Source organism: Kitasatospora sp. NPDC056184 (assembly GCF_042268405.1).
Classification (GTDB): domain Bacteria; phylum Actinomycetota; class Actinomycetes; order Streptomycetales; family Streptomycetaceae; genus Kitasatospora.
In genome coordinates this window covers 109,610-123,504 of sequence record NZ_JBHJUI010000003.1, presented here as the reverse complement: position 1 = coordinate 123,504, position 13,895 = coordinate 109,610, and the positions used below count along the sequence as shown (strand labels likewise).

Annotated in this window: 16 protein-coding genes; 4 read left to right on the top strand and 12 right to left on the bottom strand. The window is 72.3% G+C overall.

Translation table 11 applies throughout. The features are described from left to right. Position 1: 1 nt before the first annotated feature. The 3 genes from ACFC0B_RS08250 (at position 2) to ACFC0B_RS08240 (ending at position 1,091) form a co-directional block, all read left to right on the top strand. Positions 2 to 325: a DMT family transporter gene (locus tag ACFC0B_RS08250; protein ID WP_376083788.1), complete on the top strand. Its 324-nt coding sequence runs from the start codon at positions 2 to 4 to the stop codon at positions 323 to 325. A gap of 169 nt (positions 326 to 494) precedes the next feature. Then, complete coding sequence (locus ACFC0B_RS08245) at positions 495 to 770, top strand: hypothetical protein (protein ID WP_376083786.1); 276 nt, start codon at positions 495 to 497, stop codon at positions 768 to 770. Positions 771 to 779: 9 nt separating this feature from the next. Next, on the top strand, positions 780 to 1,091 hold the full coding sequence (locus ACFC0B_RS08240; RefSeq protein WP_376083784.1) for a CopG family antitoxin: 312 nt from the start codon (positions 780 to 782) through the stop codon (positions 1,089 to 1,091). Positions 1,092 to 1,095: 4 nt separating this feature from the next. On the opposite strand, the gene ACFC0B_RS08235 is transcribed toward ACFC0B_RS08240, so the two are convergent. The 11 genes from ACFC0B_RS08235 to ACFC0B_RS08185 form a co-directional block, all read right to left on the bottom strand. Then, positions 1,096 to 1,887: a sirohydrochlorin chelatase gene (locus tag ACFC0B_RS08235; protein WP_376083782.1), complete on the bottom strand. Its 792-nt coding sequence runs from the start codon at positions 1,885 to 1,887 to the stop codon at positions 1,096 to 1,098. Positions 1,888 to 1,897: 10 nt separating this feature from the next. Next, a complete protein-coding gene (locus tag ACFC0B_RS08230) occupies positions 1,898 to 2,809 on the bottom strand; it encodes an ABC transporter permease (protein ID WP_376083780.1) in 912 nt (303 codons plus the stop codon). Then, positions 2,796 to 3,599, bottom strand: a complete 804-nt coding sequence (locus ACFC0B_RS08225; RefSeq protein WP_376083778.1) for an ABC transporter ATP-binding protein — start codon at positions 3,597 to 3,599, stop codon at positions 2,796 to 2,798. Before ACFC0B_RS08225 ends, ACFC0B_RS08230 begins: the two co-directional genes overlap by 14 nt. Before the next feature lie 167 nt (positions 3,600 to 3,766). Further along, positions 3,767 to 4,924 carry an aliphatic sulfonate ABC transporter substrate-binding protein gene (locus ACFC0B_RS08220; RefSeq protein WP_376083776.1) on the bottom strand — a complete coding sequence of 386 codons (1,158 nt, stop codon included), beginning with the start codon at positions 4,922 to 4,924 and terminating at the stop codon, positions 3,767 to 3,769. 276 nt (positions 4,925 to 5,200) lie between these two features. Continuing rightward, positions 5,201 to 6,526 (bottom strand): sulfate adenylyltransferase subunit 1, encoded by a 1,326-nt coding sequence (locus tag ACFC0B_RS08215; RefSeq protein WP_376083774.1) that lies wholly within the window; start codon positions 6,524 to 6,526, stop codon positions 5,201 to 5,203. Next, a complete protein-coding gene (cysD, locus tag ACFC0B_RS08210; protein ID WP_376083772.1) occupies positions 6,526 to 7,482 on the bottom strand; it encodes a sulfate adenylyltransferase subunit CysD in 957 nt (318 codons plus the stop codon). Before cysD ends, ACFC0B_RS08215 begins: the two co-directional genes overlap by 1 nt. Continuing rightward, on the bottom strand, positions 7,479 to 8,060 hold the full coding sequence (gene cysC / locus ACFC0B_RS08205; protein WP_376084367.1) for an adenylyl-sulfate kinase: 582 nt from the start codon (positions 8,058 to 8,060) through the stop codon (positions 7,479 to 7,481). Before cysC ends, cysD begins: the two co-directional genes overlap by 4 nt. Before the next feature lie 57 nt (positions 8,061 to 8,117). Further along, entirely contained in the window at positions 8,118 to 8,819 is a 702-nt protein-coding gene (locus ACFC0B_RS08200) for a phosphoadenylyl-sulfate reductase (protein WP_376083770.1), read from the bottom strand. Next, positions 8,800 to 8,979 carry a hypothetical protein gene (locus ACFC0B_RS08195; protein WP_350543785.1) on the bottom strand — a complete coding sequence of 60 codons (180 nt, stop codon included), beginning with the start codon at positions 8,977 to 8,979 and terminating at the stop codon, positions 8,800 to 8,802. Before ACFC0B_RS08195 ends, ACFC0B_RS08200 begins: the two co-directional genes overlap by 20 nt. Positions 8,980 to 9,052: 73 nt before the next feature. Next, on the bottom strand, positions 9,053 to 10,777 hold the full coding sequence (locus ACFC0B_RS08190; protein WP_376083767.1) for a nitrite/sulfite reductase: 1,725 nt from the start codon (positions 10,775 to 10,777) through the stop codon (positions 9,053 to 9,055). A gap of 198 nt (positions 10,778 to 10,975) precedes the next feature. After that, positions 10,976 to 11,059 (bottom strand): putative leader peptide, encoded by an 84-nt coding sequence (locus tag ACFC0B_RS08185; protein WP_310593185.1) that lies wholly within the window; start codon positions 11,057 to 11,059, stop codon positions 10,976 to 10,978. A 234-nt stretch (positions 11,060 to 11,293) separates the two neighbouring features. On the opposite strand from ACFC0B_RS08185, the gene ACFC0B_RS08180 reads away from it, so the two are divergent. After that, complete coding sequence (locus tag ACFC0B_RS08180; protein WP_376083765.1) at positions 11,294 to 12,595, top strand: YihY/virulence factor BrkB family protein; 1,302 nt, start codon at positions 11,294 to 11,296, stop codon at positions 12,593 to 12,595. Positions 12,596 to 12,717: 122 nt separating this feature from the next. Here ACFC0B_RS08180 and ACFC0B_RS08175 read toward each other — a convergent pair whose 3' ends face one another. Further along, positions 12,718 to 13,788: a DUF6081 family protein gene (locus ACFC0B_RS08175; RefSeq protein WP_376083763.1), complete on the bottom strand. Its 1,071-nt coding sequence runs from the start codon at positions 13,786 to 13,788 to the stop codon at positions 12,718 to 12,720. Positions 13,789 to 13,895 lie beyond the last annotated feature (107 nt).

Below are 13,895 nucleotides of genomic sequence, written 5' to 3'. Positions count from 1 at the left end.
CGTGCCGTGGATCTGGCTGCTGCTGGCGGGTGCGGTGGAGGTCGCCTGGGCGCAGTCCATCAAGCCGACCGAGGGGTTCACCCGGCTCCCGCAGACCGCCCTGTGCCTCGTCCTCATGCTGGGCGCCGTCTACCTGCTCTCCCGCGCCCTCCAGGACCTCCCGGTCGGCACCTCCTACGCCGTCTTCACCGGCATCGGCACCATCGGCACCGTGCTGACCGCCCTCGCCGTCCGCCACGAGGTCCCGTCCCCGGCCGCCCTCACCGGCCTGGCCCTGATCACCGCCGGCCTGGTCACCGTCCACCTGGGCACCACCACCCCCTGACCCCGTCGCGCCGCCCCCGGATCACACGTCGCCCGCGGCCCGGACCCGGCGCGACGGCGCCGACCGGCGCGCGAACTCACCGCGCGCCGGTCGAGTGCATTTGCGCGCGTAGCCCGCCCGGGTGATGGCGGCTGGTCGAACGCAATGCGTTTGCAACACGCTTTCTGTCGTGCAGACTGAGATCTACTGGACCGACCGGTCCGAGGAGCACATCGCCAGGCACGGAGTGACTCCTGGCGAGGTGGAGCAGGTCGTCTTCGCCCGGCCGAGGTGGCTCACCCCGGGGCGCGAGGGGACGACGCTCTGCCTCGGCGTGACGAATGCCGGGCGTCACCTGTTGGTGGTGTTGGCGGTGAGCACCGCGCTGCAGTCCTGCTGGTACTGCGTCACGGCGCGGGACATGACGGGCTCCGAGCGGCGCTTGTTCCTCAAGCGGACGAGTTGAGGGTGGCAGATGACTGACAACGGTGCGGACCTCGAGGCGCTGGCCGAGTTCTACGAGACGCACGAACTGACCGAGGACGAGATCATGGCGGCCGAACCGGTGGACGCGCCACCTGCCGAGTCGGTAATGATCACGACGTCGCTCCGGCTGCCCAAGCCCGTGATGGACGAGGTCCGCCAGCGGGCGCAGGCCCGAGGGATCAGGCCGACGGCGATCATGCGGGAGTGGATCGAGGCGGCCGTAGCGGACCAGGAGGCGGTGGTCCCGCTCAGCGTGATCACTGCGGCGGTGGCGGAGTACCAGCACCGCAAGGCCTCCTGACGGTTCAGGCGGTGAGGGCCGGGGCCGTTGCCGCCGTGGTGCGGGCCTCGTCGTAGCGGGTGAGGAGGAGGCGGGCGAGGTCGGGGGTGGGGGCGAGGGTGGCGGCGAGGTGGTCGGCGGCGGCCTCGGCGGCGGCTCCGGCGATGCGGTCGGGGAGCAGGCCGGGGGCGAGGAGGTAGGGGGAGACGGCGACCCGGTCGACGGCGGGGGCGCGGCGCAGTGCGGCGACGGCGTCGGGGACGCGCGGGCCGTTCGCCGAGGCGTAGGCGACCTCGACGGCGGCCCAGCCGCGGGTGCGGCGCCACTCGGCGGCGACCGCCCGGGTGGCGGCGTCGGCGGCCGGGTCGGAGGAGCCGGCGGCGGCGAGCACGACGCCGGTGCGGGCCCGTGCGGCGGGGGAGGCGAGCTCCGGCGCGGCCTCGGTGAGCCGGCGGTCGAGCGCGGCGAGCAGCAGCGGGGACGGCCCGAGGACCTCCGCCACCGGCAGGTCGGCGCCGGCCGCGCGCAGGGCGGCGGGGATGTCGTGCTTGGCGTGGAAGGCCCGGTTGAGCAGGAGCGGGACGGCCACCGCGGCCGGACCGAGCCGGTCCAGCACCTGCGGGATGCGCGGCGCGCAGTGGTCGAGGTAGGCGGTGGCGACGTCCAGGCCCGGCCGCAGCGCCCGCACCTGGGCGACCAGCGCGGCGACGGCCGCGGCGTGCCGGGGGTCGCGGCTGCCGTGGGCGATCAGCAGCAGGGCGGGGCTGCCCGCCGCCACCGGGGTGGCGGGGGCGGCGGACAGCCGGCGGTCGGTCATGCGGAGGGCCTCACTTGCCCGAGGCCAGCAGGCCGCGGTTGCGCAGGACCCGGCGCTCGACCGGGGTGAAGACGAGCAGTTCGATGGCGATGCCGACGAACAGGATGAGGATGATGCCGAGCAGGACGCCCGCCATGTCCGAGAACTCGCGCTGGTTCTCCAGGAACCGGCCGAGGCCGAGGCCCAGGTCGGGGGAGGAGGCGACGAGTTCGGCGGCCATCAGCGAGCGCCAGGAGAACGCCCAGCCCTGCTTGAGCCCGGCCAGGTAGCCGGGCAGGGCGGCGGGCAGCAGGATGTGCCGGGCGCCGGTGAGGCCGGTGGCGCCGATGGTGCGCCCGGCCCGCAGGAACAGCGGCGGGACCTGGTCGATGCCCGCGACCAGGCCGTTGGCGATGGACGGGACGGCGCCGAGCAGGATGACCGCGTACATCATCGAGTCGTTGATGCCGAGCCAGATGACGGCGGCGGGCACCCAGGCGACCGAGGGCAGCGACTGGAGGCCGGAGAGGACCGGGCCGAGCGCGGCGCGCACCGGCTTGACCCGGGCGACGAGCAGGCCGATCGGGGTGCCGATGACCAGCGCGACCAGGAAGCCCGACAGGCCGCGCCAGACGCTGGTCCAGACGATCGAGAACAGCGTGCCCTGGTACCAGAGGTCCTCGGCGGCCCGCCAGACGTCCAGCGGGCTGGGGAGCTTGTACTCGGTGGTGACGTGGAGGCTGTACGCGCCCTGCCAGAGGGCGACCACCAGGAGCACGCCGAGCAGCGGCGGCAGGACCTTCTGCCGGAGCGTCTCGGCGGTGGAGTTGCGCTGGGTGACGACCGCGTCCAGCGCGTCCAGGCCCGACCCGACGCTCGCGAAGTCGGCGACGACGCCGCCGTGGGCCGACGCCGTCTTGGTGGTGGTGTCAGTGCTGGCCATGGCGGCGGATCTCCCCACGCAGTTCTTCGGTGATCTCGATGGACAGGTCGGCCACGCCGGAGGACTCGATCCGGCGCGGCTGCGGGAGGTCGATGCGCCACTCGCGGTTGACCCGGCCGGGGCGGGAGGAGAGCAGCACCACGCGCTGGGCGAGCCGGACGGCCTCCCGCACGTTGTGGGTGACGAAGAGGACGGACAGCTGCTTCTCCGCCCAGATCCGGGTGATCTCGTCGTGCAGGACGTCGCGGGTGATGGCGTCCAGTGCGGCGAACGGCTCGTCCATGAGCAGGACCTGGCTGCCCTGGGCGAGGGCACGGGCCATCGCGACGCGCTGGCGCATGCCGCCGGACAGCTCGTGCACCCGCTTGCCGTAGGAGCCTTCGAGCCGGACGAGTTCGAGCAGCCGCTCGGCCTCGGGGCGGCGCTCGGGGCGGGGCACGCCGGCGAGCTTGAGGGCGAGTTCGATGTTCTTGCCGGCCGTGAGCCAGGGGAAGAGCGCGTGTTCCTGGAACATCAGCGCGGGGCGTCCTCCGGGTACCTCGATGCTGCCCGCGGTGGGCTTGTCGAGGCCGGCGACCAGGTTGAGCAGGGTGGACTTGCCGCAGCCCGAGGCGCCGAGGAGCGTGACGAACTCGCCCGGGGCGACATCGAGGGTGATGTCGTCCAGGACGTGCGTCTGCGCGCCGGGGCGGCCGAAGGACTTGTGGACGTGCGAGATCCGGACGGCGGGGGCGCCGTCGCGAGTGCCGACGCCGGGGGCGTCGTCCGAGGTGGTCAGTGCCGGAGTCATTCCGGGCACCTCCTGCGTGGTGTGGTCTGGCGTGCGGTGTCAGGGAGAGGGACCGGGGTCCGGGCCCCCGCCCGGCCCGCGCTCGGGGCATCGAGCGGGCATCGGTACGGGCGGGGCGGGGGCCCGGACCGCGGGGATCCGAGTGCGGTGGTGCGGTCCTTCGGACGCTACTTGGCGCCGAGTCCGGCGTCCGCGACGGGGCTCTGCCCCTTCTCCTTCAGCACCTTGTTGAGCAGGGTGAGGTCGTAGATGCCGTTCAGGTTCGGCTTCTTGAGCAGGCCGGCGGTGACGGCGTTGTCGGCCTCGGTCTGCAGGGTGGAGGCCAGCGGGTCGTCCAGGAAGTCGATGTCGGCCCAGGCCGGGTCGAGGATGGCCGCGTCCAGCGCGTTGCCGGCCTCCTTCTTGATGGCCTCGTTGGCGGTGGCCTTGGCCTTGTCCGGGTTGGCCTTGATGTAGGCGTTGGTGCTCACCGAGCCGCGCAGCACGGCCTCGACCACGTCGGGGTGCTCGGCGAGGAACTTCTGCGAGACGATGATGTTGGTGATCACGAACTTCTTGTCCGGCCAGATGTCCTTCTCGTTGAGCAGGACCTTCGCACCGAGGGTGACCAGCTTGGAGGCGGTCGGCTCGGGCACCCAGGCGGCGTCGATGGAGCCCTGCTTGTAGGCGTCCGGGGTGACCTTGTTGTCCGAGCGCACGACGCTGACGTCGCCGGCGCCGGACTGGGCGTCGACCTTGAAGCCCTTGCCCGCCAGGTAGTTGAGCAGCGCCACGTCCTGGGTGTTGCCCAGCTGCGGGGTGGCGATCTTCTTGCCCTTGAGGTCGTCCAGCGAGGCGACCTTGTCCGGGTTGGCGACCAGCTTGACGCCGCCGGAGGCCGAACCGCCGACGATCTTCAGCGACTTGCCGTCGGACTTGGTGTAGCCGTTGATCGCCGGGGAGGGGCCGATCCAGCCGATGTCGATGGAGCCGGCGTTGAGCGCCTCGATCTCGGCCGGGCCCGCGTTGAAGACCTGGGTCTTGATCTGGGTGGCGCCCAGCTCCTTCTGGAATATGCCCTCCTGGAGGCCCACCAGCGGGGTGCCGTGGGTCAGGTTGGCGAAGTAGCCGATCTTCACCGTGTCGGCGGAGAGCTTGGCGCTGGAGGCGGAATCGGCGGCGGGGGCGGCGGTGTTGGACTTCTTGTCGTCGTCCTTGGAGCCGTAGCCGCAGGCGGAGAGCAGCGCGACGGCGGTCAGGCCGGCCACGGCCGCCGCGGCGGAGCGTCTGATCCGGCCGGCGCCGGGGTGTGCCGGGGTATGCGGAAGTGCCTGGTTCGGTGCCATGGTGAGTCCTGTTCGCGGACGGACCGTCAGGAAGGCGGTCTCGGGCGGACGTTCGGTCAAGGTGGTGCTTGCGGCACCGCACGGGGTGCCGGGCAAGCCGGGCCGGGGACGCCGTTGCGCCTGCTGTGGGGAGGGACAGCGGCGCCGGCCCGGTGACAGGACGTTCTCAGCCCTGTCGGCCCACACATCGCGTCAGGCCGCCCTGGCCACTGCCGAGGACGCCGCTGCCGATGCGGCCGCCTTCCTTGTCCATGCCCGAGAACGCCTCGCTGGGCATCAGACCCAGTCCTCCTCGTCGGGTTCGTTGGCGTCGGTGGTGCGTACGGTCTCGAAGGCCTCGCCCGCCATGCCGGCGGTGAGGGTGGTGCCGTCGGCCGGGTCGATCAGCAGGAACGATCCGGTCCGGCGGTTGTCGCGGTACTCGTCGAGCGCCAGCGGCTCGGCGGTGCGCAGCACCACGTGGCCGATGTCGTTGACGTTCAGGCCCTCGGCACCGGAGCGCTGCTCCAGCGTGTCGATGTCGATCCGGTAGCCGATCTCCTTGACCAGCGCCCGGACCGTGCGGGTGGTGTGCTTGAGCAGCACCTTGTCGCCCGCCCGCAGCGGCCGCTCGTTGAGGTGGCTGACGGTCGCCTCGATGTCCTTGGTGGGGACGGGCGCGGAGCCGGCCGCGATGAGGTCGCCGCGGGAGATGTCGATGTCGTCGGCGAGCCGCACGGTGACCGACTGGGGGGCCCAGGCGATGTCGGTGCTCCGGCCGAGCGCGTCGATGGCGGTGACGGTGGTGGTGTGGCCCGACGGCAGCACGGTGACGGCGTCGCCGACCCGCAGCACGCCGGAGGCCAGCTGGCCCGCGTAGCCGCGGTAGTCCGGGTGCTCCTCGGTCTGCGGGCGGATCACGTACTGGACCGGGAACCGGGCCGGCTCGGCGCTCGGGTCGCTGCCGACCGGCACCGTCTCCAGGTGCTCCAGCAGGGTCGGGCCGCCGTACCAGTCCATGTGCGCGGACGGCTCGACGACGTTGTCCCCGGCGAGCGCGGAGATCGGGACGGCGACGACGTCCTTGACGCCGAGCGAGGCCGCGTAGGCGGTGAACTCGGCGGCGATGGCGGCGAAGGCGGGCTCGGCGTAGTCGACCAGGTCCATCTTGTTGACGGCCAGCACCACGTGCGGCACCCGCAGCAGGGCGGCGACGGCGGCGTGCCGGCGGGTCTGCTCGACCACGCCGTTGCGGGCGTCGACCAGCACGACGGCCAGCTCGGCGGTGGAGGCGCCGGTGACCATGTTCCGGGTGTACTGCACGTGCCCGGGGGTGTCGGCGAGGATGAACCGCCGCCGGGGGGTGGCGAAGTAGCGGTAGGCGACGTCGATGGTGATGCCCTGCTCGCGCTCGGCCCGCAGGCCGTCGGTGAGCAGCGCGAGGTCGGGCGCCTCCTGGCCGCGGTTGCGGGAGGCGTGCTCGACGGCCTCCAGCTGGTCCGCCAGCACCGACTTGGAGTCGTGCAGCAGGCGGCCGACCAGGGTGGACTTGCCGTCGTCGACGGAGCCGGCGGTGGCGAAGCGCAGCAGCGAGGTGGCGTTGGTGTCCTGGGTGGTGCTCATTAGAAGTATCCCTCGCGCTTGCGGTCTTCCATCGCGGCCTCGGAGAGCTTGTCGTCGGCGCGGGTGGCGCCGCGCTCGGTGAGGCGGCTGGCGGCGATCTCGGCGATGACGGCCTGGATGGTGGTGGCGTCGGAGTCGACGGCACCGGTGCAGGACATGTCACCGACGGTGCGGTAGCGGATCAGCCGCCGCTCGACGGGCTCGTTCTCCTTGGGGCCGCCCCATTCGCCGGCGGTCAGCCACATGCCGCTGCGGGCGAAGACGTCCCGCTCGTGGGCGTAGTAGATCTCCGGGAGCTCGATGCCCTCGCGCTCGATGTACTGCCAGACGTCCAGCTCGGTCCAGTTGGAGAGCGGGAAGACGCGCACGTGCTCGCCGACGGCGTGCCGGCCGTTGTAGAGCGACCACAGCTCGGGGCGCTGGCGGCGCGGGTCCCAGGCGCCGAACTCGTCGCGCAGCGAGAAGACGCGCTCCTTGGCGCGGGCCTTCTCCTCGTCGCGGCGGCCGCCGCCGAAGACCGCGTCGAAGCGGCCCTTCTCGATCGCGTCGAGCAGCGGGACGGTCTGCAGCGGGTTGCGGGTGCCGTCCGGGCGCTCGCGCAGCACGCCGCGGTCGATGAAGTCCTGGACCGAGGCGACGTGCAGGCGCAGGTTGTGCAGCTCCGCCACGCGGTCCCGGTAGGCGATGACCTCGGGGAAGTTGTGGCCGGTGTCGACGTGCAGCAGCGAGAACGGGATGGCGGCCGGCCGGAAGGCCTTGAGCGCCAGGTGCAGCATGACGATGGAGTCCTTGCCGCCGGAGAACAGGATCACCGGGCGTTCGAACTCCCCCGCGACCTCGCGGAAGATGTGCACCGACTCGGCCTCCAGCGCGTCCAGGTGGGACAGCGCGAAGGACCCCCCTGCGTTCTCGTTGGGGTCGTCGGCCTGGACCAGGCTCTGGGTCGCGGTGGTCATGCCAGGCCCCTCTCGGTCAGGAAGGCGTGCAGCTCGGCGGCGGACTCGGCGACCGCGCGCCCCTGGGTCTGCAGCCGCAGCTCCGGGTGCTCGGGCGCCTCGTAGGGGTCGTCGACGCCGGTGAGGCCGGAGAGCTCGCCGGCCGCCTGCTTCGCGTACAGCCCCTTGACGTCGCGCTCGGCGCACAGCTCCACCGGGGTGGCGACGTGGATCTCCAGGAACTCCGTGCCGTGCTCGGCGTGCCGCTCGCGCACGGCGGCGCGGGAGTCGGCGTAGGGCGCGATCACCGGGGCCAGCACCTTGACGCCGTTGGCGGCGAGCTTCTCGGCGACGAAGCCGATCCGGGTGACGTTGGTGTGCCGGTCCTCGCGGCCGAAGCCGAGGCCCTTGGAGAGGAACTCGCGGATCTCGTCGCCGTCCAGGACCTCGACCTTGTGGCCCTCGGCGCGCAGCCGCTCGGCCAGGGCGAAGGCGAGCGTGGTCTTGCCCGCGCTCGGCAGCCCGGTCAGCCACACGGTGGCGCCGCGCTCGCAGGGGCCGGCCGCGCGGGCCGCCCCTGCGGCTCCGGCGGCGGCCAGGGTGTCGGCTGTGGTCACGTTGCAGTCCTTAGAACGGGAGTCGACGGGTGTTCGGGTCTAGAGGTGGATGCCGCACTCGGTCTTGCCGGAGCCGGACCAGCGGCCGGCCCGGGCGTCCTCGCCCTCGCCCGGCTTGCGGGTGCAGGAGAGCGGGGAGCAGCCGACCGAGGTGTAGCCCTCCCACAGCAGCGGGTTGAGCAGCACGCCGTGGGCGTTGACGTAGGCGTCCACGTCCTCCTGCGTCCAGCGGGCGATCGGGGCGATCTTGACCTTGCGGCGCCGGGCGTCCCAGGCGACCACCGGGGTGTTCGCCCGGGTCGGGGACTCGTCGCGGCGCAGCCCGGTGGCCCAGGCGTCGTAGCCGCCGAGGCCGCGGTTGAGCGGCTCGACCTTCCGCAGCGAGCAGCACAGGTCCGGGTCGCGGTCGTGCAGGTGCGGCCCGTACCGGGCGTCCTGCTCGGCCACGGTCAGCGCCGGGGTGAGCGTGATGACGTTGACCGGCATGGTCGCCGCCACCGCGTCCCGGGTGCCGATGGTCTCCGGGAAGTGGTAGCCGGTGTCCAGGAAGACCACGTCCACGCCGGGGGACACCGAGGAGGCCAGGTGGGCGACGACCGCGTCCTCCATGGAGGACGTGACGCAGAAGCGCTTGCCGAAGGTGTCGGCGGCCCAGCGCAGGATCTCCTGCGCGGTGGCCTCCTCCAGCTCCCGGCCGGCCCGGGTGGCCAGCTCCTCGTGGTCAGTCGTCGTGCCGGTCACTCTGATTACCCCCGTTGGTCGGTGACAGCAGGCCGAGGAACTTCAGTTGGAAGGCCCGGCGGCAGCCGTGGCACTCCCAGGCGCCGTGTCCGGCCTCCGACGGCCGCAGGTCCTCGTCCCCGCAGTACGGGCAGAAGAACGGGGCCGCGCGCTCGCTCATGCGCCCACCTCGCTGCGCTCGGCGGCCGCTTCGCGAGACACGCACCGTTTGATGGCTCGCTCGCTCCGCTCACTCACGACAGCTGCTCCTCGTTCGCCCGGGCCGCCCACTGGGCGAAGCGCTCGCCCTCGGTGCGGTCCTCCCGGTACCGGGTCAGCACCCGCTCGACGTAGTCGGGCAGGCCCTCGCTGGTGACCTTGAGGCCGCGGACCTTGCGGCCGAAGCCGGCCTCCAGGCCGAGCGCGCCGCCCAGGTGCACCTGGTAGCCCTCCACCTGGTTGCCCTGCTCGTCCGTCACCAGCTGGCCCTTGAGACCGATGTCCGCCACCTGGATGCGGGCACAGGCGTTCGGGCAGCCGTTGATGTTGATGGTCAGCGGCTCGTCGAAGTCGGGCAGCCGCTTCTCCATCTCGTCGATGAGCGTGCGGCCGCGCTCCTTGGTCTCGACGATGGCGAGCTTGCAGTACTCGATGCCGGTGCAGGCCATGGTGCCGCGGCGGAACGGCGAGGGGGTGACCCGCAGGTCCAGCGCCTCCAGGCCGGCCACCAGCGACTCGATCCGGTCCTCGGGGACGTCGAGGACGATCATCTTCTGCTCGGCGGTGGTGCGCAGCCGGTCGCTGCCGTGGGCCTCGGCGAGGTCGGCGATCTGCCCGAGCAGGCGGCCGTCGACCCGGCCGACCCGCGGCGCGAAGCCGACGTAGTAGTTGCCGTCCCGCTGCCGGTGCACGCCGACGTGGTCGCGCCAGCGGCCGGCGGGCTGCTGCGGGGCGGGGCCGTCGATCAGCTTGTACTTCAGGTACTCGTCCTCCAGTACCTGGCGGAACTTCTCGGTGCCCCAGTCGGCGACCAGGAACTTCAGCCGGGCGCGGTTGCGCAGCCGGCGGTAGCCGTAGTCGCGGAAGATGCCGATGACGCCGCCGAAGACGTCGGCGACCTCGTCCAGCGGGACCCAGGCGCCGAGCCGGACGCCGAGGCGGGGGTTGGTGGACAGGCCGCCGCCGACCCAGAGGTCGAAGCCGGGGCCGTGCTCGGGGTGGACCACGCCGACGAAGGCGATGTCGTTGATCTCGTGGGCGACGTCCAGCAGCGGGGAGCCGGAGACGGCGGACTTGAACTTGCGCGGCAGGTTGGAGAAGTCCTTGTTGCCGATGAAGCGGCGGTGGATCTCGTCGATGGCGGGGGTGCCGTCGATGATCTCGTCCTCGGCGATGCCGGCCACCGGGGAGCCGAGGATGACGCGCGGGGTGTCGCCGCAGGCCTCGGTGGTGGACAGGCCGACGGCCTCCAGCTTCTGCCAGATCGCCGGGACGTCCTCGATCCGGATCCAGTGGTACTGGACGTTCTGGCGGTCGGTCAGGTCGGCGGTGTTGCGGCCGTACTGCTCGGAGACCTCGGCGATGGCGCGCAGCTGGGCGACCGTCAGCCGGCCGCCGTCGATCCGGACGCGGAGCATGAAGTACTCGGCGTCGAGCTCGTGCGGATCCAGGATCGCGGTCTTGCCGCCGTCGATGCCCTCCTTGCGCTGGGTGTACAGACCCCACCAGCGCATCCGGCCGCGCAGGTCGGCCGGGTCGATCGAGTCGAAGCCGCGGTGCGCGTAGATCGTCTCAATACGTGTCCGCACATTGAGACCGTCGTCGTCCTTCTTGAACTGCTCGTTGGCGTTCAAGGGGGTGAAGTGCCCCATGCCCCACTGGCCCTCGCCGCGGTGACGGGTCACCTTGCGAGCGGCGGCGGGGCGGCGCGCGGGGGCGCGGTCGGCCGGGGGCTCGGCGGTCTCGGGGGTGGTGGCCATGGTGAAGTCCTTCGGGGCAGGTGGCTCTGACGCCGGGTTGGTCGCTGGGCGTGCTCGGCGGTGCGGTGCTGCTGTGACCTGCGATTTTCTCGGGCCGGGAGAGCAGTCGCGATGGCCGGGCGGGCGCCTGCGCATCCGCTTCGGCGGGGATGGCGGGGGAGGTGGCGCCGGGTGCGGTGGGAGGCGGCGGAAAGGGGCTCAGGTCACCGGACAGATGGCGCTGGACACGCGAAGGAGATCGACGTGCAGTCGACCTACTAGGGTGGTTCCGGCGCTCGGCATGGCAAGAGATTCGCACGGCGCACGACTCGCGGTCCACTAACGTCCGCATTCTGGATGCCAGGGTTTCGGATCGTGAGATGAGGGAGCGTTCCCGCCGCTCCCGCCGACCGGGGCCCCGCGGACCGCCCCCCGGACCGCCTCCCGCCTGCCTCCGGACCGTTTCCCGAGCCGCCCGCGCGGCACCGGGACCCCGGGAGATCCGTCGACCGGTCCCGGCCCGATACCGTTACCCCTGTGCAAGCAGCAGGCGAAACGACCAGGCCGAACCCCGAGCGGCCCTCCCGGCGTCGGGGCAAGGGCTCCCGGCGCCGACGGGCGGCCAAGCAGGTCACCTGGCGGACCACCGCCTGGGCCCTGGTCAAGGACACCACCAACACCTGCGTCGAGTACCGGGTCACCGGACTCGCCGCGGAGGCGGCGTTCTTCACCCTCCTCTCCATCCCGCCGCTGCTGCTCTGCCTGGCCGGCACGCTCGGCTACCTGGACGACTTCCTCGGCGCCGGCACCATCGACAAGCTGAAGGCCGACATCGTCAAGGCGGCCGGCACGGTCCTCTCGGACTCCTCCATCACGCAGGTGGTGCAGCCGCTGCTGAAGCAGGTGTTCGACCAGACCCGGCCCGACCTCATCTCGATCGGCTTCCTGCTGTCGCTGTGGTCCGGATCCCGGGCGCTCTACATCTTCATCGACACCATCACCGTGATGTACGGGCTGGACGGCAGGCGGGGCATCGTCAAGACCCGGCTGATGTCGTTGGGCCTCTACCTCGGCGCGCTGGTGATCGGCTCGCTGGTGCTGCCGCTGCTGATGGCCGGGCCGGAACTGGTGACCAACGCGGTGCCGGAGAGCGCCGGACTGCTCAACGCCACCTACTGGCCGTTCGCGATCCTGCTGCTGATCGTCTCGCTGACCACCCTCTACCACCTGGCGGTGCCGGTCTCCACGCCCTGGCGCGAGGACATCCCCGGCGCCCTGGTCGCCCTGGTGGTGCTGGTCTTCTGCAGCGTGGCGCTGCGGCTGTACCTGGTCAGCTCGATCGAGGGGCACTCGGTGTACGGCTCGCTGGCCGCGCCGGTGGCCGTGCTGCTGTGGATCTTCGTGGTGGCGCTCGCGGTGCTCATCGGCGCCGCCATGAACGCGGCCATAGACCGCCGCTGGCCCACCCTGGAGACCGCCGACGCCCGCGCCGAGAACGAGCGCGCCCACGAGGAGGCGGCCGCCGCCGTGGTCCGCGAGGTGGCCGCCCGGCGCGCCGTCGAACGGGCCCGCCGGGCGCGTGAGCTGGGCCTCGCCGAGGGCGGCGAGGAGGAGTACTGGGAGGACGAGGGCGACGACGTCGACGTGCCCTCCGAGTACCCGGAGCGCTGGGCCGACGTGCTCGCCGCCGACAACGTCCGCGGCCGCATCACCGCCCGCGGCGGCGGCCCGCACCACCGCCCCGCCCCGCCCCCGCCGGACAGCGACCGCCCGACCGCCCCGCCGCCCGAGTACCCGCTGCCGACCCGGCCGCCGCGCCCGCCGTGGGACCAGCGCTGAGCGCGGCCGGGGCCGCGGCGGACGATCGCGAGCGCGAAGGGCGCTCCTGGCCGGTCCGGCCCCGGAGGGCAGCCGGCCGGTAGGCCGCCGAGCGTGACCCGGCGGCCCCGGGACCGCGCCGGTCAGCCCCTGCCGACAGGCCGGCTGGATATGACGTAACGATCCATCGCGAGCTCCGCGCCCTGTCCGAAGAGCCGGCTGCCCGCCAGGCTCGCGTCGTCCTGGAAGCGCTGCGCCGCGGGCGCCCCGGTCGCCGGGTCGTAGTAGAACGGCTCCGCGTTCGTGAGCCGCACGAGACCGGTGCCCGGGCGGCCGGGGGCGGAGCCGTCCAGCACGGAGAACATCCCCATCCCGCAGTTCAGCTGACGCGGGCGGACGTCCTTCTGCGTCCCGCCGTGGTCCAGGACCATGTAGTTCCGCGACACGTGGTGACCGAGCCGGCTCACCTCGTAGACCTTCCTGCCGTCGACGTACCAGCGCACGACGCCCGCGGCGCGGTCGTAGCCGATCCGGAGGTGGTTCTTCGTCCCCGCGGTCCGGTCCGCCACCGGTATCGCGAACGCGAACGAGGCGTAGTCGCCCAGCGTGTCGTGGTAGTACGGGCTGCGCTCGTAGAAGGCGTAGACCTTGTCGCCGGTGACGAAGAAGTCGAATATCAGGCCCGTCTCGGCGTCGACGGCGTTGACGGCGGCCGCGGCGAGCCGCAGGTCGTCGGCGGGGACGGACGGGCCGAAGGGGTGCCCGGCGGTTCCGTACGTGCGGGCCGTCAGCCAGGTCTCACAGCTCAGCTCGTATCCCGGAACCGCGTCGAACCCGGCGTAGCCCGTGGAGGCCTGATGGGACGTCAGGGTGACCCACTTGGCGTGGTCGAGCTCTCCGCCCATCGGGTAGTCCTGGGGGACGGTCTGCGAGAACGCAGGCTCTCCCGTACGGGGGTTGACCCCCTTCGACACCAGCCGGAGGCCGCGCGGCGAGGTGCTCACCACCGCGTCGTCCGGCGTGAAGGGACCGTAGCCCGCGTACACCCAGCGGGCGTCGGGTCCGGAGTCGCGGAAGCCTCTCCGGAAGTCGTCCCACACCAGCCGGTAGTGCCGTGAGCCGGTGTCCGCCGCGGCACTGGCGGGCGCGGACAGCAGCGCGGCGCACAGCGCGGCGATCAGGGACAGGAGTAACAGGCGCGTCCTGTGAAGCATCGAAGATCCTCTCGGTGGAGGCGGGTCCGGCTCGGAGCCCCTGTTCGGAGGTACGGCTTTTCGCCCACGCAAACGGCGGGAATCAACAGGAGTCGAGCAACGCTGAT